Here is a 21361-nt window from a genome sequence, read left to right on the forward strand (position 1 = left end):
CGGGGTCGCTATCCGGTGGCAGGTTAAACGGTAAAGCCGAGCATCATGCCGGTATCTTCATGCTCCAGCAGGTGGCAGTGCGCCATATAGGCCTGTTCTTTCGGCGCGCTATGGTCAAACTTCACCAGCACTTCGCTGACGCCGCCTTCGACGCGAACCGTATCTTTCCAGCCTGCACGGTGCGCCGCCGGTACCTGTCCGTTCTCACGCAGTATGCGGAACTGGGTGCCGTGAATGTGGAACGGGTGCAACATCATGTCGCCTTCGCCGGAAATAACCCAGCGCTCATACTGCCCTTTGGCGGCGGCAAACATCGGCACGTTCATATCGAACGCCTTGCCGTTGATGCGGTTAGCGTTGTGGAAATCAAAGCCGCCGTCGCCGTGGTGCATGTTACCCATTCCTCCATGATCCATCTTCATGCCGCCGTGGCTCATCATACTGCCGTGATCCATGCCGCCCATCGCCTGATTGCCATACTTCTGCATCAACGCCTGCATGCCCATCATGTCGAGCATCGGGTCCATTGAGAGCTGGAGCTTACGCTCGGTCAGCCCATCGAGCGATGGCAGCGCAGGCATTGCTACGAGAGTGTCCGGCAGCGTTGCCGACCCTGGGATCCCGATAGGCTGCACGTGCAGTACCGGCACCGCCTTATCGAACGGCGTGACGGCCATGCCCATCTGCGTCACCGGGAGGGTCAGGAGATCGAATGGTTTACCGTCGCGCGCATCCACCAGCACTTCAAAGCGTTCGCCCATCAGCATCGGCAGTTCGCTCACTTTCACCGGCTCGGCCAACAGCCCGCCGTCGCTGGCAACGACATACATCGGGCGCTTATCGCTGGTTGCAATAGTCAGCGAACGGGCGTTACAGCCGTTCAACAGGCGCAGGCGCAGCCAGCCTCTTGGAGGCGTATGCTGCGGGTAGGTCACGCCGTTGGTCAGCAGCGTATCGCCAAACCAGCCCACCGCGGCACTCATCACGTCCAACTGATAGTCAATCTCACCGGCGGCGGTAAATTTCTTGTCCTGCATAATCACCGGCACATCATCAATGCCCCACTGTTTAGGCAGCATCAGCTTCTGGCTATCTTCATCTTCGATGAGCACGAGGCCCGCCAGCCCCATCGCTACCTGTCGGCCAGTTTTACCGTGCTGATGTGGGTGGAACCAGCAGGTCGCCGCACGCTGGGTTGGCGTAAACGTCACCGTCCGACTGCCACCCGGTTGGATAACCCCCTGAGGGCCGCCGTCAACCTCACCCGGCACTTCCAGGCCGTGCCAGTGCACGGTGGTCGCTTCCGGCAGGGTGTTGTTAATTTTCACCGTAATCGGCTTGCCCTGCTGCAGCTGAATAGCCGGCCCTAACAGGCTGCCGTTGTAGCCCCAGGTTGTCACCGTTTTTCCAGCAAATTGTGTCTTTCCGGCCTGAACGGTCAACAAGATCTGATTATCCGCGTCAGCGGCAAGCAAGGGAGGAATGGGAAGCATGGTGCGCTCGGCGGCGAATACCGCACGGCTCCACAGAGGCAAGGCGCTGGCAACGCCGATAGCGGCGCTGAGTTTGATAAAATCACGACGATGCATCGTTACATCCTTTTCGGCTTCTGGTGATTAATTGAGCTTAAACCCTACCCCTGCGGGAAGGTCAAGCAGAAAGCTTTAAGAAAGCCTCCCGCCGCTTCTGGAAGTATGTTAACGTTGAATATCGACGATGTAAGGTAGAAGAAATGAAGACGTTTTTCCGAACGGTACTGCTTGGTTCGCTGCTGGCGATGTCCAGTTCCAGTTATGCTTTAAGCGAGTCTGAAGCAGAAGATATGGCCGATCTCACGGCGGTATTTGTCTTCCTGAAAAACGACTGTGGTTACCAGAATCTACCGAACACGCAAATTCGTCGCGCATTGGTCTTTTTTGCCCAGCAAAATCAGTGGGATCTCAGCAACTACGATACCTTTAACATGAAGGCGCTGGGTGAAGACAGCTACCGCGATCTCAGCGGCATCGGCATTCCTACCTCGAAGAAGTGTAAAGCGCTGGCTCGCGACTCGTTGAGCCTGCTGGCCTACGTCAAATAATGCGCGTCGCGGAGCCCGCAGGCTCCGCATCCGTTAGCGCTGCTTCATAAACTCACGGTACGCCGCAACGACCTGCAAAAAGTCCTCAACGCCGCAAAGCGACAAGCTCTCTTCATCGTAGTAGCTCATCCCCTCTTCCATCTCATCGCCAGAAATCTCCAGCTGATTGGCGCGAACCATCACTTCTTCGCCGTCCAGCCACAGGGTGTATTCATGCCCCGCGCGCTGCCATGAGCGTTCGCTGCCTTTGACGGTACGTGCAGCCTGTTCGACTTCGTCCAGTAGCGAGAGGTTGTCTTTGACCTCTTCATTAAACCAGTGACCGACCACTTCGTGGCCCATCGACATACGTACTTTTACCCCTCCGGTAACGTCACGCAGAAATTCATAATCCATAATCTGTTCCTCTACAAAGGCAATGCGTCACCGCTGCATTGTACCTATAGGTAATTATCGCAGTTGGAGAGGATAAAAGCAGTACGATAGCCCGCAGAGTGGGAAAAAAACATCACGACAATCGCCCACACCACCAGCACTTTGGTGGAGATATGTCAGGGCAATGGTGAAAGATTGATCATGATGGGCGATCGCTTCTGGGTATATTGACCAATTAATATGTAAAATATAATCAAATAATTTATTCGTTATGAATATTATTAATATAGCAATCTTCAATAAATTATTTTACAGGTATCTCGAACATATGATTATATCAACAATCTCTTTCATCAACGGAATGAAAAAATGAGAAAAACCATCAAATTGATAATTATTTCATCTACATTTTTAAGCACATATTCATACGGTTATGAATGTAATAATCGTCATTACTGCAGTGAAATGACGACCTGCGAAGAGGCTCGGTGGGTATTAAAAAATTGCCCTAACACGAAGATGGATGGCGATCATGATGGCTGGCCGTGTGAAAGTGATAACCTCTGTGGCCATCATCGCTCACAAATTAAGAGCCAAAATCCCGCCATGCGTATTTTCAGTAATAAACCTGCCACATTCAATTATCTGGCATCGGTACAAACTCCGACATCTATACAAATAGCAACCAGCAAATAATAACAACCGTATCATTAGATAAAACAGAGATATAATAAACTTACTTTTCAATGAATTAAGTAAAAGTAATGATAGGCAGAGCATCAATATCAGTACGGTACTTAATATAAAAAGGGTGAGAGTCTAAACTCTCACCCTTTTTTGGTAGCCCGGCCAAGCGTAGCGCCGCCGGGGAGTTCCCGGAGTCGATGCTAACGCATCTCGTCCGGTCTACTTTTTATACTGCAGTCTGGAAGATCACGCCGTCCGCTTTCTCAGTGTACTGAGAGAGCTGGTCGAAGTTCAGGTAACGGTAGGTATCTACCGCCGTCTTATCAACCTGAGCCACAAAGGTCTGATACTCTTCCGGGGTTGGCAGTTTACCGATCAGCGCAGAAACTGCTGCCAGCTCTGCAGACGCCAGGAAGACGTTCGCACCGGTACCTAAACGGTTCGGGAAGTTACGGGTTGAGGTCGACACCACCGTCGCACCATCCGCTACACGCGCCTGGTTACCCATGCACAGGGAGCAGCCAGGGATCTCAATACGCGCACCGCTCTTACCGAACACGCTGTAGTAACCTTCTTCGGTCAGCTGAGCCGCATCCATACGAGTTGGCGGAGCCACCCACAGGCGGGTTGGCAGCTGGCCTTTATGGTTATCCAGCAGCTTACCGGCAGCACGGAAGTGGCCGATGTTGGTCATGCAGGAACCGATGAACACTTCGTCGATCTTCTCGCCCTGCACGTCAGACAGCAGACGCGCGTCGTCCGGATCGTTTGGTGCACACAGAATTGGCTCTTTGATATCAGCCAGATCGATGTCGATCACCGCCGCGTATTCTGCGTCAGCATCAGCTTCCAGCAGTTGCGGATCCGCCAGCCATTTTTCCATGCCCTGTACACGACGTTCCAGCGTACGACGGTCGCCGTAGCCTTCTGCGATCATCCACTTCAGCAGCACGATGTTGGAGGTCAGGTACTCAACGATTGGCTCTTTGTTCAGCTTGATGGTACAGCCCGCAGCGGAACGCTCTGCAGAGGCATCGGTCAACTCGAACGCCTGCTCAACTTTCAGATCCGGCAGACCTTCGATTTCCAGGATGCGGCCAGAGAAGATGTTTTTCTTACCTTTCTTCTCAACGGTCAGCAGGCCCTGGCGAATCGCATACAGCGGAATCGCATGAACGAGGTCACGCAGGGTGATCCCCGGCTGCATTTTGCCTTTGAAGCGAACCAGTACAGATTCAGGCATATCCAGCGGCATCACGCCGGTCGCTGCGGCAAACGCCACCAGACCAGAACCCGCCGGGAAGGAGATACCGATTGGGAAACGGGTGTGGGAGTCACCGCCGGTACCCACGGTATCTGGCAGCAGCATACGGTTCAGCCAGGAGTGGATAACGCCGTCGCCCGGACGCAGGGAGACACCGCCACGGTTCATGATGAAGTCTGGCAGCGTGTGGTGCGTGGTCACGTCTACCGGCTTAGGATACGCGGCAGTGTGGCAGAAGGACTGCATCACCAGGTCAGAAGAGAAGCCCAGGCACGCCAGGTCTTTCAGTTCGTCACGGGTCATTGGGCCGGTGGTATCCTGAGAACCTACGGAGGTCATCTTCGGTTCGCAATATGCGCCCGGACGAATACCTTTCACGCCACAAGCGCGACCAACCATTTTCTGAGCCAGAGAGAAGCCGCGGCTGCTTTCCGCCACGTCTTTTGCCTGACGGAATACATCGCTGTGCGGCAGACCCAGCGCTTCACGCGCTTTGGTGGTCAGGCCACGGCCGATGATCAGCGGAATACGGCCACCGGCACGTACTTCGTCGATCAGTACGTCGGTTTTCAGCTCGAAGGTTGCCAGCAGTTCGTCGGTTTCGTGGTTACGCACTTCGCCTTTGAACGGGTACACGTCAATCACGTCGCCCATGTTCAGGTTGGAAACGTCCACTTCAATTGGCAGCGCGCCCGCATCTTCCATGGTGTTGAAGAAGATAGGTGCAATTTTGCCGCCAAGGCACAGACCGCCGCCGCGTTTGTTCGGCACATGAGGGATATCGTCACCCATGAACCACAGTACGGAGTTGGTCGCTGATTTACGGGAAGAACCGGTACCCACAACGTCGCCCACGTAGGCTAGCGGGAAACCTTTCTGCTGCAGGGCTTCGATCTGTTTAATCGGGCCAACGGCACCAGGCTGATCCGGGTCAATGCCTTCACGGGCGTTTTTCAGCATCGCCAGAGCGTGCAGAGGGATATCCGGGCGAGACCAGGCATCCGGCGCCGGAGACAGGTCATCGGTGTTGGTTTCACCGGTCACTTTGAAAACGGTAACGGTGATTTTGTCTGCCAGCGCAGGGCGGTTCAGGAACCATTCGGCATCAGCCCAGGACTGAACAACCTGCTTAGCGTAGGCGTTGCCCGCTTTGGCTTTCTCTTCTACATCGTAGAAGTTATCAAACATCAGCAGGGTATGGGACAGCGCTTTGGCAGCAATCGGGGCCAGTTTCGCATCGTCCAGCGCATCAATCAGCGGATGGATGTTGTAACCACCCTGCATGGTGCCTAACAGTTCAATGGCTTTTTCTGGGGTAACCAGTGGGGAGGTGGCTTCGCCTTTTGCGACGGCAGCGAGGAAACCCGCTTTAACGTAGGCGGCTTCATCAACGCCCGGCGGCACACGGTTGGTTAACAGGTCTAACAGGAATTCTTCTTCGCCAGCAGGCGGGTTCTTCAGCAGCTCAACCAGCGCGGCCATTTGGGTAGCATCTAAGGGTTTGGCAACAATCCCTTCGGCGGCACGCTCAGCTACGTGCTCACGGTATTCTTTTAGCACGACGGTATCTCCTCGCTCTCATTGTCATATGCGGTCGGCGATCTCTTCACGCTCCTGTGAGACAGCAGTTTGTAGGGTAAAAGCCCGGTACCGCGAGGCCAGCATAGCAGGATTTCTGGAGGGTGTTAATCTGTTTACAAAAAAGCAACATTAAATATTTGCTGAATCGTTAATGTTGATATAACAGATTAAAAAAAGCCTTTTTACGATGAAAAAAAACCATCGAATGGCCGGGGTATTAAACATTTTGTTATGAAAGCATGACATCTAAGAGGACGATAAAACGGGCAATCATCACGCCGCCAGTAGACCGTTTTTCGCTCCCTTCGGCTGTGTAAACTCTTGTCAGATTTTCCTAGCAACCGCAGAAATCCCTGCTTTAATCAAAAAATAAACAATAGCCTCATTATACTCGCGGCATATCCGACACCTCTGTTACGGACTGTGTAGTTCCCTGGAGAACCACCATGACTTTGCCCTTTAAGCCCCACTATATTGCGCTTATCTGCAGCGCCGGGCTGCTCGCGGCCGCCGGCACGCTGTACGTCAAAAGCCGGGAGCCCGTCACCCCTGATGTGCCTCCTGCTGTCACGGCGACGGCACCTGAAGCCGCCCCTGCCCCGGTCACCTACACCACCGCGCAAATCACGCAGTGGGTAGCGCCTATCGCACTCTACCCAGACCCGCTGCTATCGCAGGTGCTGATGGCCTCAACCTATCCGGATAATGTCACGCAAGCAGTGCAGTGGTCGAAAGATCACCCCGGCCAGCAGGGGGATGCAGCGGTGAAAGCCGTGGCGAATCAGCCGTGGGATGTCAGCGTAAAATCACTGGTCGCTTTCCCGCAGTTGACGGGCATGATGGGGGAAGATCCGCAGTGGGTGACCAACCTCGGGAACGCGTTTCTGGCGCAACCGCAGGACGTGATGGACGCCGTGCAGAAACTGCGCCAGCTCGCCCAGCAAACCGGTTCGCTGAAGTCGACGCCGCAGCAGACGGTCACCACCACCAAACGCGTGGCCTCATCGACCTCAACGCATACCGCCAGCAGCACGCCAACGGTTATCAAGATTGAGCCGAGCAATCCGCAGGTGGTCTACGTACCGAACTACAATCCGACGGTGGTTTACGGCAGCAGCTGGCCTTATACCTCCGCGCCGCCGGTCTATCTGCCGCCGCCTCCGGGGGAACAGTTTGCCGACAGCTTTGTACGCGGCTTCGGCTATAGCCTTGGCGTAGCAACCACCTATGCGATTTTCAGCAGCATCGATTGGGATGATGACGACCATCACCACCACGACGATGATCATCATGACGATCATTATGACCACGGCGGCTATCAGCATAATGGCGATAACATCAACATTAACGTGAATAACTTCAACAAGATAAGCGGTCAGAACATTAGCGGCCAGACGATGGGCTGGCAGCACAATCCAGCGTATCGTGGCAACACGCCGTACCCAAACAACAACGTGACTCAGCAGTTCCACCAGACCAACGTCGCCGGGGGGCTGAGCGCCACGCACCAGACGCCGGGCGTGGTTGCTCCGCATCAAACCGATGTGGCCGGCGGGTTGAGCGCAACCCAGCACGTGCAGCCTAACCGCGACAGCCAGCGTCAGGCAGCGATGTCGCAGCTGCAGCAGCGTACGCATACCAGTAGTGGCAACGCCAGCCCAGCTGGACTAGGTTCGCGTGATGCCCAGCGTAATGCGGCAACACAGCAGTGGAATCAGGCGGCGCAGCGCAATAACTTCCGCGGCTATGACGCGCCAACAAACCGTGCGCAGACGCACTCGGTACAGCAGCGCGCGGCGGCGACTCAGCATACCCAGCAGCGTCCGCAGCTCAACGCGACTCAGCGTCAAAATCTGCAAACGCACGAGCGCTTGAACGGCCAGACGCCGCATCTGAACGCCGGAATGATGGGCCAGAACAGCGCGCTGCGCGCCAACGGCGGCGGTCTGCATAACACGGCGCTCAGCGGTAATGAAAGCCGCGCACCGTCATGGCAGGCACAGCAGTCTCGTGGGCTACAGAGCCGCCATGCCTCCGGGCTCGGCGGCGAGCAGCACATTGGTAGCCCTGCCGGGCACCATGAGTTCCGTCGACGCTAAAGGATAACGTGATGAAAAAGCAGATACAGATAGCGCTTCTGGCGCTGGCGATGTCCCCGCTGATGGCGCTGGCGCAGCAAACCTTCACCACCCCAGACCAGGCCGCTAGCGCGCTGGTCAATGCGGTGACCCAGAAAGATGATGCCGAGCTGGATAAGCTACTCGGCGATAACTGGCAGCAGTTCCTGCCGCCGGACGGCGTCGACCAGGATGCCGTTGACCGCTTCCTGCGCGACTGGCAGGTCAGCCACCGCATCGTCACTCAGGCCAATACCGCCTGGCTGGACGTTGGCAACGATGGCTGGCGACTACCGATTCCGATGGAGAAAAGCGCCAAAGGCTGGGAATTTAACATGTCTGCCGGGAAGGATGAGATTCTGACCCGCGCGATTGGGCGTAACGAGCTGTCGGCCATCCAGGCGATGCATGCTTACGTCGATGCTCAGCAGGATTACTACCAGTTGAACCACGCCTGGGCGCAGAAAATCATCAGCAGCGACGGGAAAAAAGATGGCCTCTACTGGCCAGCGGCCCCAGGAGAAGCGCCAAGCCCATTAGGGCCAAACTTCAGCCCAAATGCACCGGGGGAAGGCTATCACGGCTACCACTTCCGCATTCTGCCGGAAGGTGATAAAGGTGACGTTGCCCTGCTGGCCTGGCCGGTTGAGTGGGGGCAGACCGGCGTGATGAGCTTTATGATCGACCAAAACGATCGCGTCTATGAGGCGAATCTGGGCGTCGAGTCTGAACAAAAATCGCAGGCGATTGCCCACTTTGATCCCGATGCTAGCGCGGGCTGGCAGGCGGTCGCAGAGTAAAAAAATGCCCGGCGGCGTCTATACGCTGCCGGGCACTCTTCACACCGTTAACTTAACCCTGATGCGGCATCAGTTCCGGGTGCCCCTGCACCAACGGTTTGCTGCTGGTCAACGCGGCTTCATCAGCGCTGATGCTACCGGAGTTATCGGCCCATACCCCTTCCTGCGTCTTCGTAATCTGCTGATGCTGTGCATTCAGATCCTGCCCCATCGCGGCAATGTGCGTGCTTTCGGTACCGCCGCTGTTATCCGCCCACGGGATCGTCGCGTCACTCGCCATCGCCATACCGGAAACCAGCGTGGCCGCCAGGGCCGCCGTCGTCAGAAACGTTTTCATTTTTTGCACTCCAATTTGTTAGCCTGCTATCAGTTTAATCCGTGATTATTATTCAAAGTGCAGCAAGCTATAACAGAACGTTTCGTGTCTGAGGGAGGAAAAATGGAGGAAAGCGCCGAAAATGCGGCAATAGTGCTGGAAAACTGTAACCCGCTTCGCAATCTTTGCTACGGTTTGACATAAGTCGTTGACAGAAAGCATAAAAAAAGCGGCCGTTAAGCCGCTTATTCTATGGTAGCCCGGTCGAGGCGTTAGCCGACTCCGGGAGGACCGTGCGTTCCCCGGCGTCGCTATGCTCGGCCGGACTACGGTCAGAAGATTACTTCTTCTTCGCTTTCGCGTTCGGCAGGTCGGTAATGCTACCTTCAAAGATTTCTGCCGCCAGGCCAACAGACTCATGCAGAGTCGGGTGAGCGTGGATGGTCAGCGCGATATCTTCAGCATCACAGCCCATTTCGATAGCCAGACCGATTTCACCCAGCAGCTCGCCACCGTTGGTGCCGACAATCGCACCACCGATAACACGGTGAGATTCTTTGTCGAAGATCAGTTTGGTCATACCGTCTGCGCAGTCGGAAGCGATAGCACGGCCAGAAGCAGCCCACGGGAAGGTGGCGGTTTCATAGCTGATGCCTTTCTCTTTCGCTTCTTTCTCGGTCAGACCAACCCAGGCAACTTCCGGATCGGTATACGCGATGGATGGAATCACTTTCGGATCGAAGTAGTGTTTCTGGCCTGCGATAACTTCTGCGGCAACGTGACCTTCGTGAACACCTTTGTGCGCCAGCATTGGCTGACCGACGATATCGCCGATAGCAAAGATGTGCGGCACGTTGGTGCGCAGCTGTTTGTCGACGTGGATGAAGCCACGCTCGTCAACTTCTACGCCAGCTTTGCCCGCGTCGAGGTTTTTACCGTTCGGTACGCGACCGATAGCCACCAGCACGGCGTCATAACGCTGTGCTTCTGCAGGGGCTTTTTTGCCTTCCATGGAAACGTAGATACCGTCTTCTTTTGCTTCAACGGCGGTCACTTTGGTTTCCAGCATCAGGTTGAATTTCTTGCTGATGCGTTTGGTGAAGACTTTAACGATGTCTTTGTCTGCAGCCGGGATAACCTGGTCGAACATTTCAACCACGTCAATCTCTGAACCCAGCGCATGGTATACGGTGCCCATTTCCAGACCGATGATACCGCCACCCATAACCAGCAGGCGTTTTGGCACTTCTTTCAGTTCCAGTGCGTCTGTGGAGTCCCAAACGCGTGGGTCTTCATGTGGAATGAATGGCAGTTCGATCGGACGGGAACCCGCCGCGATGATAGCGTTGTCGAAGTTGATCACGGTTTTGCCGTTCTCACCTTCCACTTCCAGGGTGTTTGCCCCGGTGAATTTACCCAGACCGTTTACCACTTTAACTTTACGGCCTTTGGCCATACCAGCCAGACCACCGGTCAGCTGAGTGATAACTTTCTCTTTCCAGGTACGAATTTTGTCGATATCGGTTTTCGGCTCGCCGAAGACGATACCGTGTTCAGCCAGTGATTTGGCTTCTTCGATAACTTTTGCAACGTGCAGCAGTGCTTTAGAAGGGATACAGCCAACGTTCAGACAAACACCACCGAGGGTGCTGTAACGTTCTACGATTACGGTTTCCAGACCTAAATCAGCGCAACGGAATGCAGCAGAGTAGCCCGCAGGGCCCGCCCCAAGTACCACGACCTGAGTTTTAATTTCAGTACTCATCATGACCTCTATCATTTGTATCCGGCGGTCTGACGTTATAGTTATTACGCCCATCATCCACCGGGACGTTCTATCCGCGTGTATTTTACAAAATTGTTAACAATTTTTAAACAACAAACGGCAAACGATTTTGTCCTTTGTTGCTGATAACCCCAAATCACCCTGAGGTTACCAGAAAAAAGCCGGCCGTCAGGCCGGCTTTTTTATTACATCACCAGACGGCGAATGTCGGACAGCATATTGTTAATGATGGTGATAAAGCGCGCACCATCCGCACCGTCGATCACGCGGTGGTCGAAGGAAAGAGAAATTGGCATCATCAGACGCGGCATAAACTCTTTACCGTTCCACACTGGCTCCATAGAGGACTTGGAGACACCGAGGATCGCCACTTCCGGCGCGTTAACAATCGGCGCGAAGTGGGTCGTACCCAGGCCGCCGATGCTGGAGATGGTGAAGCAACCGCCCTGCATTTCGCCAGCAGTCAGCTTACCATCACGCGCTTTCTTAGAGATCACAGTCAGTTCACGGGACAGCTCGGTAATGCTCTTCTTGTTCACGTCTTTGAAGACTGGAACAACCAGACCATTTGGCGTATCAACCGCAACACCGATGTTGATGTATTTCTTCAGGGTCAGGCGCTGACCATCTTCAGACAGAGAGCTGTTGAAGCGCGGCATCTGTTCCAGAGCGGCAGCAACGGCTTTCATGATGAAGACCACTGGAGTGAATTTCACGTCCAGTTTACGTTTTTCAGCTTCGGCGTTCTGCTGTTTACGGAACGCTTCCAGATCGGTGATATCGGTCTTATCGAAGTGAGTAACGTGCGGGATCATCACCCAGTTACGGCTCAGGTTAGCACCAGAGATTTTCTGGATACGGCCCAGTTCCACTTCTTCGATTTCACCAAACTTGCTGAAGTCGACTTTCGGCCAAGGCAGCATGCCCGGGATACCGCCGCCAGCCGCTGCTGCAGCCGGAGCCGCTTCAGCGCGTTTAACGGCTTCTTTCACGTAAGCCTGAACGTCTTCGCGCAGGATACGGCCTTTACGACCCGTGCCCTTCACTTTCGCCAGGTTCACACCAAACTCGCGCGCCAGGCGACGAATCAGTGGGGTTGCGTGAACGTAAGCATCGTTCTCAGCGAACTCGGTTTTACCTTCAGCCTTCGCAGCCGGGGCAGCAGGTTTAGCAGCCTGAGCCGGTGCAGCAGCAGGGGCTGGAGCCGCGGCTGCTGGAGCGGCGGCAGGTGCTGCGCCTTCCACTTCGAAGACCATAATCAGGGAACCAGTAGACACTTTGTCACCGGTGCTGATTTTGATTTCTTTCACGGTACCCGCGAACGGAGCCGGAACTTCCATAGAGGCTTTGTCGCCTTCTACGGTGATCAGTGACTGCTCAGCGGCAACTTTGTCGCCCACTTTCACCATCACTTCGGTCACTTCAACTTCGTCACCGCCGATATCCGGAACGTGAACGTCTTTCGCACCCGCTGCTGCTGCCGGAGCCGCCGCTGCTGGAGCTGCAGCCTGTGCCGGAGCGGCTGCTGGCGCTGCGCCCGCCACTTCGAAGACCATAATCAGGGAGCCGGTAGACACTTTGTCGCCGGTGTTCACTTTGATCTCTTTCACGGTGCCCGCGAACGGTGCCGGAACTTCCATAGAGGCTTTATCGCCTTCTACGGTGATCAGTGACTGCTCAGCGGTTACGGTGTCGCCCACTTTGACCAGAATCTCAGTGACTTCAACTTCGTCACCGCCGATATCTGGAACGTGTACGTCTTTTGCCGCTGCAGCAGCAGGTGCTGCCGCTGGCGCTGCTTCTTTCTTCTCTTCTGCCTTAGCAGGTGCAGCAGCTGCTGCACCGTCGGCGGAATCGAAAATCATGATCAGTTTGCCGGTCTCAGTTTTATCGCCAACAGAGACTTTGATCTCTTTAACGATACCAGCCTGAGGAGACGGAACTTCCATAGAGGCTTTGTCGCCTTCTACGGTGATCAGCGACTGTTCAGCTTCAACTTTGTCGCCTACTTTGACCAGGATCTCGGTGATTTCAACTTCATCAGCCCCGATGTCCGGTACATTGATTTCGATAGCCATTGTTCTTTTACCTCTTACGCCAGACGCGGGTTAACTTTTTCTGCATCGATGTTGAATTTGGTAATTGCTTCCGCAACCACTTTCTTATCGATTTCGCCACGTTTAGCCAGTTCGCCCAGTGCCGCTACTACCACGTAGGAAGCATCAACTTCGAAGTGGTGACGCAGGTTTTCACGGCTGTCAGAGCGGCCAAAGCCGTCGGTACCCAGTACGCGGTAATCATCAGCCGGTACATAAGTACGAACCTGCTCAGCAAACAGTTTCATATAGTCGGTAGAGGCTACAGCTGGCGCGTCGTTCATCACCTGAGCGATGTAAGGAACGCGTGGCGTTTCCATTGGGTGCAGCATGTTCCAACGCTCACAATCCTGGCCATCACGTGCCAGTTCAGTGAAGGAAGTTACGCTGTACACATCGGAGCCAACGCCGTAGTCGTTCGCCAGGATCTGCGCTGCTTCACGTACGTGACGCAGGATAGAACCGGAGCCCAGCAGCTGAACTTTACCTTTGCTACCTTCGATGGTTTCGAGTTTGTAGATACCTTTACGGATACCTTCCTCGGCACCTGCTGGCATTGCCGGCATGTGGTAGTTTTCGTTCAGCGTGGTGATGTAGTAGTAAACGTTCTCTTGTTTCTCACCGTACATACGCTCCAGACCATCGTGCATGATGACCGCAACTTCGTACGCGTAAGATGGATCGTAAGAGATACAGTTCGGGATAGTCAGAGACTGAATATGGCTGTGACCATCTTCGTGCTGCAGACCTTCGCCGTTCAGCGTCGTACGACCGGAAGTACCCCCTACCAGGAAGCCGCGAGCCTGTTGGTCGCCTGCCTGCCAGCACAGGTCACCGATACGCTGGAAACCGAACATGGAGTAGTAGATGTAGAACGGAATCATCGGCAGGTTGTTGGTGCTGTAAGAGGTCGCAGCAGCCAGCCAGGATGCGCCAGCACCCAGTTCGTTGATACCTTCCTGCAGAATCTGGCCTTTCTCGTCTTCTTTGTAGTATGCAACCTGCTCGCGGTCCTGCGGGGTGTACTGCTGACCGTTCGGGCTGTAGATACCAATCTGACGGAACAGACCTTCCATACCAAAGGTACGCGCTTCATCGGCGATGATCGGCACGAGGCGGTCTTTGATGGATTTGTTCTTCAGCATCACGTTCAGGGCACGTACGAACGCGATAGTGGTAGAGATCTCTTTATTCTGCTCTTCCAGCAGCGGGCCGAAATCTTCCAGGGTCGGCAGCTCCAGCTTCTCATCGAAGTTAGGCTGACGGCTTGGCAGGTAGCCGTGCAGTTTTTCACGCTGGGCGTGCAGATAGGTGTGCTCTTCAGAACCTTCCGGGAAGGTAATGTAAGACAGTTTTTCAACCTGCTCGTCGGTGACAGGAACGTTGAAACGGTCGCGGATATAGCGCACGCCGTCCATGTTCATTTTCTTCACCTGGTGAGCGATGTTTTTACCTTCAGCGGTGTCACCCATGCCGTAACCTTTAATGGTATGGGCGAGGATTACGGTTGCTTTGCCTTTGGTTTCCTGCGCTTTTTTCAGTGCAGCGAAGACTTTCTTCGGATCGTGACCACCACGGTTCAGGGCCCAGATCTGCTCGTCAGTCCAGTCGGCAACCAGCGCTGCAGTTTCTGGATATTTACCGAAGAAGTGCTCACGTACGTAAGCGCCGTCTTTGGATTTGAAGGTCTGGTAGTCGCCGTCAACGGTTTCGTTCATCAGTTGGATCAGTTTACCGCTGGTATCTTTACGCAGCAGTTCATCCCAACGACCGCCCCAGATAACCTTGATAACGTTCCAGCCAGCACCCGCGAAGATACCTTCCAGTTCGTTAATGATCTTGCCATTACCGGTAACCGGGCCATCAAGGCGCTGCAGGTTACAGTTGATAACGAAGACCAGGTTGTCCAGTTTTTCACGGGTCGCGATGGTGATCGCACCTTTAGATTCTGGCTCATCCATCTCGCCGTCGCCCAGGAAGGCATAAACGGTTTGCTTGGAGGTATCTTTCAGACCACGGTGTTCCAGGTATTTCAGGAATTTAGCCTGATAGATAGCACCGATTGGACCCAGGCCCATAGATACGGTCGGGAACTGCCAGAAGGTTGGCATCAGTTTCGGGTGCGGGTAAGAAGACAGACCTTTACCGTGAACTTCCTGACGGAAGTTGTTCATCTGCTCTTCGGTCAGACGACCTTCCAGGAACGCACGTGCATATACGCCCGGAGAGATGTGACCCTGGAAATAAACCAGGTCGCCGCCATCCTGCTCGTTGCGCGCACGGAAGAAGTGGTTGAAGCACACTTCGTAGAAGGTCGCTGAAGACTGGAAGGAAGCCATGTGGCCGCCCAGCTCGAGGTCTTTTTTAGACGCACGCAGCACGGTCATGATGGCGTTCCAGCGGATAGCAGAACGAATACGACGCTCCAGCTCCAGATTACCCGGGTATTCCGGTTCATCTTCAACGGCAATAGTGTTGACGTAACCGCTAGCACCTGCACCCGCAGCTACCTGAACGCCGCCTTTGCGGGCTTCAGAAAGCAGTTGGTCGATAAGATACTGAGCGCGCTCAACACCTTCTTCACGGATGACCGATTCGATCGCCTGTTGCCAGTCGCGAGTTTCGATCGGATCCACGTCATTGAGTAAACGTTCTGACATGGGTTATTCCTTATCTATCTAGTACGTTGATTTGTCTGGAACCTGTCCCATTGTGTTTTCGTGGGAAAGCACAATAAGACAGGTTCTGCGTTTAGTTGCCGCGCTCTAATGGCGCATTTTCCACATTTCCCGGTCAAACGACTGCCGGAAAAAATATTAATCCTTTCGCTGCTGGAGACGGCGTAACGAGCGCTCACGGCGGCTCTGTTCACGGCTTCTGTCCAGCAAAATCTCTTCGATGAAGGCCAGGTGGCGGTGCGACGCTTCACGCGCCTGCTCGGGCTCGCCGGCCATAATCGCATCAAAGATGCTTGTACGGTGGTTACTGACCTGCGGGAGCATCTCCCGGCGGGCATACAGCAACTCAAAGTTTTGGCGAACGTTTTGCGCCAGCATAGGCTCCATACACCGTAGCAGATGAAGCAGTACTACGTTGTGGGCGGCTTCGGTGACCGCAATTTGATACTGGACGACGGCGTCAGATTCAGCGTCGAGGTCGCCCGACTGCTGAGCCCGTTCGATGGCCTGATGCAGCTCACGAATGCGTACGCGATCTTCATCAGTGCTGCGCAGTGCCGCGTAATAAGCCGCGATACCTTCAAGCGCGTGACGGGTCTCAAGCAGATCAAATTGGGATTCAGGGTGATCGGACAGAAGCTCAACCAGCGGGTCGCTGAAGCTCTGCCATAGGCTGCTTTGAACAAAAGTCCCGCCGCCCTGGCGACGAAGCAGGAGCCCTTTGGCTTCGAGGCGCTGGATAGCCTCACGCAGCGAAGGGCGAGAAACGTCGAACTGTTTTGCCAGTTCGCGTTCAGGTGGAAGTTTTTCGCCGGGGCGTAACGTCCCCTCAAGAATCAAAAACTCCAACTGCTGCTCAATCACATCGGATAATTTTGGTTGGCGGATTTTGCTGTAGGCCATTGTTCCCTGTCTCTGCCATTAGCCCGGAGTCAATTGGTCTTACCAATTTCAAGTTCGTAGCGCTAAAGTAACAAAGTATTCACCTTATGTCCATACAGGTTTTGATTGAAATCAGTAAACCCGGCACTTTTTAACAACATTACAGAAATGATGTTTCAGAAATGTAACTTTGCACAAAAAACAGCTTTACCTATAAAGAAGTACAATTAACTAAATAAAAACAATATTACGCAAACTGAACCGTTTCAATTACCAATAAAATGAATATAAATTCACTTTAATGCGATAAATACCCATATAGTGGGCAATGTAATATTTGCACGCTCTCGTGACAGCTGTCGGCTTTTTACCCAGGTCGTCATCATCCCTTCATAAAGCAGGTGCATTCCGGCGCACTTACCACTATTCTGCACATGACGAAAGAGCCTTACCTCTATTTCAGAAAAGCGATTCGTAAACATAACAATACAGAAAACGGAATTTTCTAAGTACATACGCAGACAGCGTGACAATAATAACCACACACGAGGTTTCACAATGGAAGGTCAACAACAAGGCGCACAGCTTAAGCGCGGCCTTAAGAACCGCCATATACAGCTGATCGCTCTGGGCGGCGCTATCGGCACAGGCCTGTTTCTCGGCAGCGCCTCCGTTATCCAGTCTGCCGGTCCGGGTATCATTCTGGGTTACGCTATCGCGGGCTTTATTGCCTTTATGATCATGCGCCAGCTCGGCGAAATGGTGGTTGAAGAGCCGGTTGCAGGCTCCTTTAGCCACTTTGCCTATAAATACTGGGGCAACTTCGCAGGCTTCGCATCGGGCTGGAACTACTGGGTGCTGTACGTACTGGTTGCCATGGCGGAACTGACCGCCGTCGGTAAATACATCCAGTTCTGGTGGCCTGAGATCCCTACCTGGGTATCAGCGGCCGTCTTCTTTATCGCCATTAACGCCATCAACCTGACCAACGTAAAAGTGTTCGGTGAGATGGAGTTCTGGTTTGCAATCATTAAAGTCGTTGCCGTTATCGCCATGATCCTGTTCGGCGCGTGGCTGCTGTTTAGCGGCACCGCTGGCCCGCAGGCTACCGTACGCAACCTGTGGGAACAGGGCGGCTTCCTGCCTCACGGCTGGATGGGGCTGGTGATGATGATGGCAATTATCATGTTCTCCTTCGGCGGCCTTGAGCTGGTAGGTATCACCGCAGCAGAAGCGGATAACCCAGAGCAGAGCATTCCAAAAGCCACCAACCAGGTTATCTACCGTATCCTGATTTTCTATGTGGGCTCGCTGGCGGTACTGCTCTCTCTGATGCCATGGACCCGCGTCACCGCAGACGTCAGTCCGTTCGTGCTTATCTTCCATGAACTGGGCGACTCGTTCGTGGCGAATGCCCTGAACATCGTGGTCCTGACCGCTGCGCTCTCCGTGTACAACAGCTGCGTCTACTGCAACAGCCGCATGCTCTTTGGCCTGGCGCAGCAGGGCAATGCCCCGAAAGCGCTGCTGAGCGTTGATAGACGCGGCGTGCCAGTGAACACCATTCTGGTTTCCGCCGTGGTTACCGCACTGTGCGTGCTGATCAACTACCTGGCACCAGAATCCGCGTTCGGCCTGCTGATGGCCCTGGTGGTCTCCGCGCTGGTGATTAACTGGGCGATGATTAGCCTGGCACACATGAAATTCCGTAAAGCCAAACAGCAGCAGGGCGTTACCACTCGCTTCCCGGCACTGTTCTACCCGTTAGGGAACTGGATTTGCCTGATCTTCATGGCGGCCGTTCTGGTCATCATGGTGATGACGCCGGGCATGGCTATCTCGGTATGGCTGATTCCGGTGTGGATCGTCATTCTGGGTATTGGCTTTATGTTCAAACAGAAAAGCGCCAAAACCGCGAAAGCACATTAATCCTGTCCACGCTCTGTACCCATTGGGTGCAGAGCGTTCTCCCCTGCGCAAAAGTGATGTACCATTCCAGCGTTACCGTCGACAAAAGGACCTGGGTGGCTAATGAAAAAAAACCTCACGATCAAAGACATTGCCGAGCTGGCAAACGTCTCTATTGCCACCGTGTCCCGCGTGCTCAACAACAACAGTTGGGTATCCGACAAGACCCGCGCCAAAGTGCAGCAGGTCATCGACGAACACCAGTTCAGCCCCAATCTGATGGCGCGCAGCATGATTTCGCGCAAAAGCATGACGCTGGCCGTTGTCGTCTCGGACATCACCAACCCCTACTTCGCCACCCTGGTTGAGCAAATCGAAAAAGCCTGCCTGCAGGCCGGGTACAAAATCATCCTCTTCGATACCCAATCGGCAAACAAACGCTCCAGCTCCTCGCAGGTGATTGCCGAAGATCAGATCTTCAGCACCATCATCGATAGCCAGCTCGATGGCGTGATTATACTCGGCGGCAACATCGACTATTTGAAAATCCCTGAGAGCTATCTTGAAGGGTTACAGAAGCTTATCGCCTCGCTGCCGGTACTGGTGGTTGGGCGCAAGCTGGCGCGCTACGACTACACCTGCCTCGAACGTGACCAGATCAACTGCGTGCAAATGGTCACCCGTCATCTGCTCGACAAAGGCTATCGCGAGATGGCGTTTATCGGCGGTTCATCCAACGTCTACATGACCGGGCAGCGCGTCAACGCCTTCCTGAACACGCTCAATGCCGCCGGTATTGCCAGCGACAGCGCGATGATTATCGAAACCAACTTCTACCCGGAGCATGGCTATGAGGCCGCGCTACGGCTGATTAAATCTGAACGTCCCCTGCCTCAGGCGATTCTGGCGATTAACGATCGCGTCGCCATGGGCGCGATGCGGGCGCTGAAAGATCACGGCCTGTCCGTTCCCGACGACGTGGCCATTGCCAGCTGCGAGTATTTCCCCGGCAGTGAATATTTCATTCCGCGCATTACCACCGTTAACCATAAAAATGACGAGATTGGTCAACAGGTTATCCGCCAGATGATGACCCTGCTGCAGGATATGCTGCCAGAAGCCCACACCATCACGCCGGTGCTGGTCGCCGGTGAATCCGCGTAGTTCCCCGCTGGCCTGCGGGCCAGCTGAACACTAAATATTCAGATCCGCATCACAAATCAACATACGTAAAATTGACGATACATTTTCTCTCATAATATTTTACTGAAAACGTTTTCAGTTTTCAGTCAAGAGAGGCCGCAATGAAACCCACCATGATGACCTATATCCACGAAGAGCAGGCGACGCTTGCCCATATCCTGGATAACTACCCGCACAACGTTCCGGCCATTACCGATGCTCGCGAGTGGCTGGTGCTGGCAACCGGCTCCAGCGCAAACGCGGCGGTCAGTGCAAAATACTATGTGGAAAGCCTCTCCGCGGTTCGTCTGACCATCGCAGAACCGTTCCACTATCAGCATTTTGAAAAACATAACCCGGCGATTGGCACGGTTGTCGCCGTCTCACAAAGCGGTGAAAGCACCTCAACGCTGCACGCGCTGGAAACGCTGAAAAAGCAGTACGCCGTGCAAACCGTCGGCCTGACCAGCAAGCCCCAGAGCGAGCTGGCAAAAACGGCTGACCGCTTTGTCCTGCTTGATATCGGTGAAGAACGCGTGGGCTACGTGACCAAAGGCTACGTAGCCACCATCCTGACGCTGATGCTGCTGGGGCTGCGCCACGCTCGCGCCGTTGACGCTATCGACGACGCGCGTGAGCAGCAGGAGCTGGCGATGCTGCGCGAGGCGGTCAACGCTATCCCATCAATCATTGATGCGACCGAAACGTTCTTTACCCGCTGGCAGCCAGAGCTGACCGCCTCCCCGCGCTTCACCAGCATTGGCTACGGCCCGGCGGTCGGCGTGTGCATGGAGATGGCGACCAAATTTACCGAAACGGTGCGCGTCCCTTCTCAGGGAATTGAGATGGAAGTATTTATGCATGGCCCGTACTTCGAGATTAATCCACAGCACCGCCTGTTCTTCCTCGACGTGCCGAGCGTGGCCCGCGAGCGCCTGGTGCTGCTGCGCCAGTATGAACAGCGTCATACCGACTACGTCTATACCGTCACCCCGCAGGCAAGCGATGACCCGCATACCCTGGCGCTCAACGTCGCGCTGCCGGAAACCGCACTGCCGCTGGTGATGGTGATTCCGTTCCAGATCCTCGCGCATCACATCGCCGAGGCAAAAGGCAATAACCTGCCGCAGCGCATCTTCACCGACTTCGGCGTGGCGGTAAAAAGTAAAACCAAACCAGGCGACTACGCCTGAACAACAGCCTGTACCCTACCTACTGATAAAGGTGCCTCGTTATGGCGACTCAATATTTAGCCGTTGCACAACAGATCCTGACCGCCGTTGGCGGTCAGGAGAATATCGAACACGCAAACCACTGCGCGACCCGCCTGCGTCTGAATCTGAAAGACGACTCACAGGTCGATGAGAAAAGCCTGTATGAGCTTTCCGAGGTCGTGAAGCTGGTCAATAACGGCAGTCAGTTCCAGATTGTGATCGGTCCTAAGGTGGAGAAGATCTTTGCGGCGTTGAGCGAGCTGATGCCCGGCGCGCAGGGTGTACGACCGGATACATAGGTAACACTTCAGACCGGGAACATAGGTAACACTTTCCTAGTCTATCCGGATAATACTACGGCTTTTCCGGTCATAGTAAGCAAGCGTTATACCGTT

Annotated in this window: 16 protein-coding genes; 8 read left to right on the forward strand and 8 right to left on the reverse strand. The window is 54.4% G+C overall.

Translation table 11 applies throughout. The features are described 5' to 3' along the window. Window positions 1-23: 23 nt before the first annotated feature. Window positions 24-1589, reverse strand: coding sequence for a multicopper oxidase CueO (gene cueO / locus FHC49_RS21855; RefSeq protein ID WP_220440848.1), 1566 nt, complete (start codon window positions 1587-1589; stop codon window positions 24-26). Between the two features lie 143 nt (window positions 1590-1732). Between cueO and FHC49_RS21860 the strand changes: the two genes are divergently transcribed. Further along, entirely contained in the window at window positions 1733-2080 is a 348-nt protein-coding gene (locus tag FHC49_RS21860; RefSeq protein ID WP_035891920.1) for a YacC family pilotin-like protein, read from the forward strand. 33 nt (window positions 2081-2113) lie between these two features. On the opposite strand, the gene yacL is transcribed toward FHC49_RS21860, so the two are convergent. Beyond that, on the reverse strand, window positions 2114-2476 hold the full coding sequence (gene yacL, locus FHC49_RS21865) for a protein YacL (RefSeq protein WP_185669254.1): 363 nt from the start codon (window positions 2474-2476) through the stop codon (window positions 2114-2116). Window positions 2477-2824: 348 nt separating this feature from the next. On the opposite strand from yacL, the gene FHC49_RS21870 reads away from it, so the two are divergent. Then, window positions 2825-3151 carry an excalibur calcium-binding domain-containing protein gene (locus tag FHC49_RS21870; protein ID WP_220440849.1) on the forward strand — a complete coding sequence of 109 codons (327 nt, stop codon included), beginning with the start codon at window positions 2825-2827 and terminating at the stop codon, window positions 3149-3151. A 217-nt stretch (window positions 3152-3368) separates the two neighbouring features. Here the strand turns inward: FHC49_RS21870 and acnB are convergent, their stop codons facing one another. Further along, entirely contained in the window at window positions 3369-5966 is a 2598-nt protein-coding gene (gene acnB, locus FHC49_RS21875; RefSeq protein WP_185669255.1) for a bifunctional aconitate hydratase 2/2-methylisocitrate dehydratase, read from the reverse strand. Between the two features lie 467 nt (window positions 5967-6433). Between acnB and FHC49_RS21880 the strand changes: the two genes are divergently transcribed. Further along, window positions 6434-8086: a DUF3300 domain-containing protein gene (locus FHC49_RS21880; protein WP_220440850.1), complete on the forward strand. Its 1653-nt coding sequence runs from the start codon at window positions 6434-6436 to the stop codon at window positions 8084-8086. Between the two features lie 11 nt (window positions 8087-8097). Next, entirely contained in the window at window positions 8098-8904 is an 807-nt protein-coding gene (locus FHC49_RS21885) for a DUF2950 family protein (protein ID WP_220440851.1), read from the forward strand. Between the two features lie 52 nt (window positions 8905-8956). Here FHC49_RS21885 and FHC49_RS21890 read toward each other — a convergent pair whose 3' ends face one another. From FHC49_RS21890 to pdhR, 5 genes are all read right to left on the reverse strand, one after another. After that, window positions 8957-9241 carry a hypothetical protein gene (locus FHC49_RS21890; RefSeq protein WP_220440852.1) on the reverse strand — a complete coding sequence of 95 codons (285 nt, stop codon included), beginning with the start codon at window positions 9239-9241 and terminating at the stop codon, window positions 8957-8959. A 319-nt stretch (window positions 9242-9560) separates the two neighbouring features. Further along, window positions 9561-10985: a dihydrolipoyl dehydrogenase gene (gene lpdA, locus FHC49_RS21895; protein ID WP_185668615.1), complete on the reverse strand. Its 1425-nt coding sequence runs from the start codon at window positions 10983-10985 to the stop codon at window positions 9561-9563. 206 nt (window positions 10986-11191) lie between these two features. Next, window positions 11192-13084, reverse strand: coding sequence for a pyruvate dehydrogenase complex dihydrolipoyllysine-residue acetyltransferase (gene aceF / locus FHC49_RS21900; protein ID WP_220440853.1), 1893 nt, complete (start codon window positions 13082-13084; stop codon window positions 11192-11194). A gap of 14 nt (window positions 13085-13098) precedes the next feature. Next, the gene (gene aceE, locus FHC49_RS21905) at window positions 13099-15762 is read right to left on the reverse strand and encodes a pyruvate dehydrogenase (acetyl-transferring), homodimeric type (protein ID WP_185668513.1); all 2664 of its coding nucleotides are present in this window, start codon (window positions 15760-15762) and stop codon (window positions 13099-13101) included. Window positions 15763-15918: 156 nt separating this feature from the next. Further along, the gene (gene pdhR, locus FHC49_RS21910) at window positions 15919-16683 is read right to left on the reverse strand and encodes a pyruvate dehydrogenase complex transcriptional repressor PdhR (protein ID WP_185668515.1); all 765 of its coding nucleotides are present in this window, start codon (window positions 16681-16683) and stop codon (window positions 15919-15921) included. Between the two features lie 537 nt (window positions 16684-17220). Between pdhR and aroP the strand changes: the two genes are divergently transcribed. The 4 genes from aroP to FHC49_RS21930 all read left to right on the forward strand — a co-directional run bounded on the left by aroP (window position 17221) and on the right by FHC49_RS21930 (window position 21265). Continuing rightward, window positions 17221-18591, forward strand: a complete 1371-nt coding sequence (gene aroP, locus FHC49_RS21915; protein WP_220440854.1) for an aromatic amino acid transporter AroP — start codon at window positions 17221-17223, stop codon at window positions 18589-18591. Window positions 18592-18693: 102 nt separating this feature from the next. After that, complete coding sequence (locus FHC49_RS21920; protein WP_220440855.1) at window positions 18694-19734, forward strand: LacI family DNA-binding transcriptional regulator; 1041 nt, start codon at window positions 18694-18696, stop codon at window positions 19732-19734. A 140-nt stretch (window positions 19735-19874) separates the two neighbouring features. Further along, on the forward strand, window positions 19875-20945 hold the full coding sequence (locus FHC49_RS21925) for an SIS domain-containing protein (protein WP_220440856.1): 1071 nt from the start codon (window positions 19875-19877) through the stop codon (window positions 20943-20945). A 41-nt stretch (window positions 20946-20986) separates the two neighbouring features. Next, window positions 20987-21265, forward strand: coding sequence for a PTS transporter subunit EIIB (locus tag FHC49_RS21930; protein ID WP_220440857.1), 279 nt, complete (start codon window positions 20987-20989; stop codon window positions 21263-21265). The last annotated feature ends 96 nt before the right edge of the window (window positions 21266-21361 follow it).

The sequence above is a fragment of the Kluyvera sp. EC_51 genome (assembly GCF_019584505.1).
Classification (GTDB): domain Bacteria; phylum Pseudomonadota; class Gammaproteobacteria; order Enterobacterales; family Enterobacteriaceae; genus Kluyvera; species Kluyvera sichuanensis.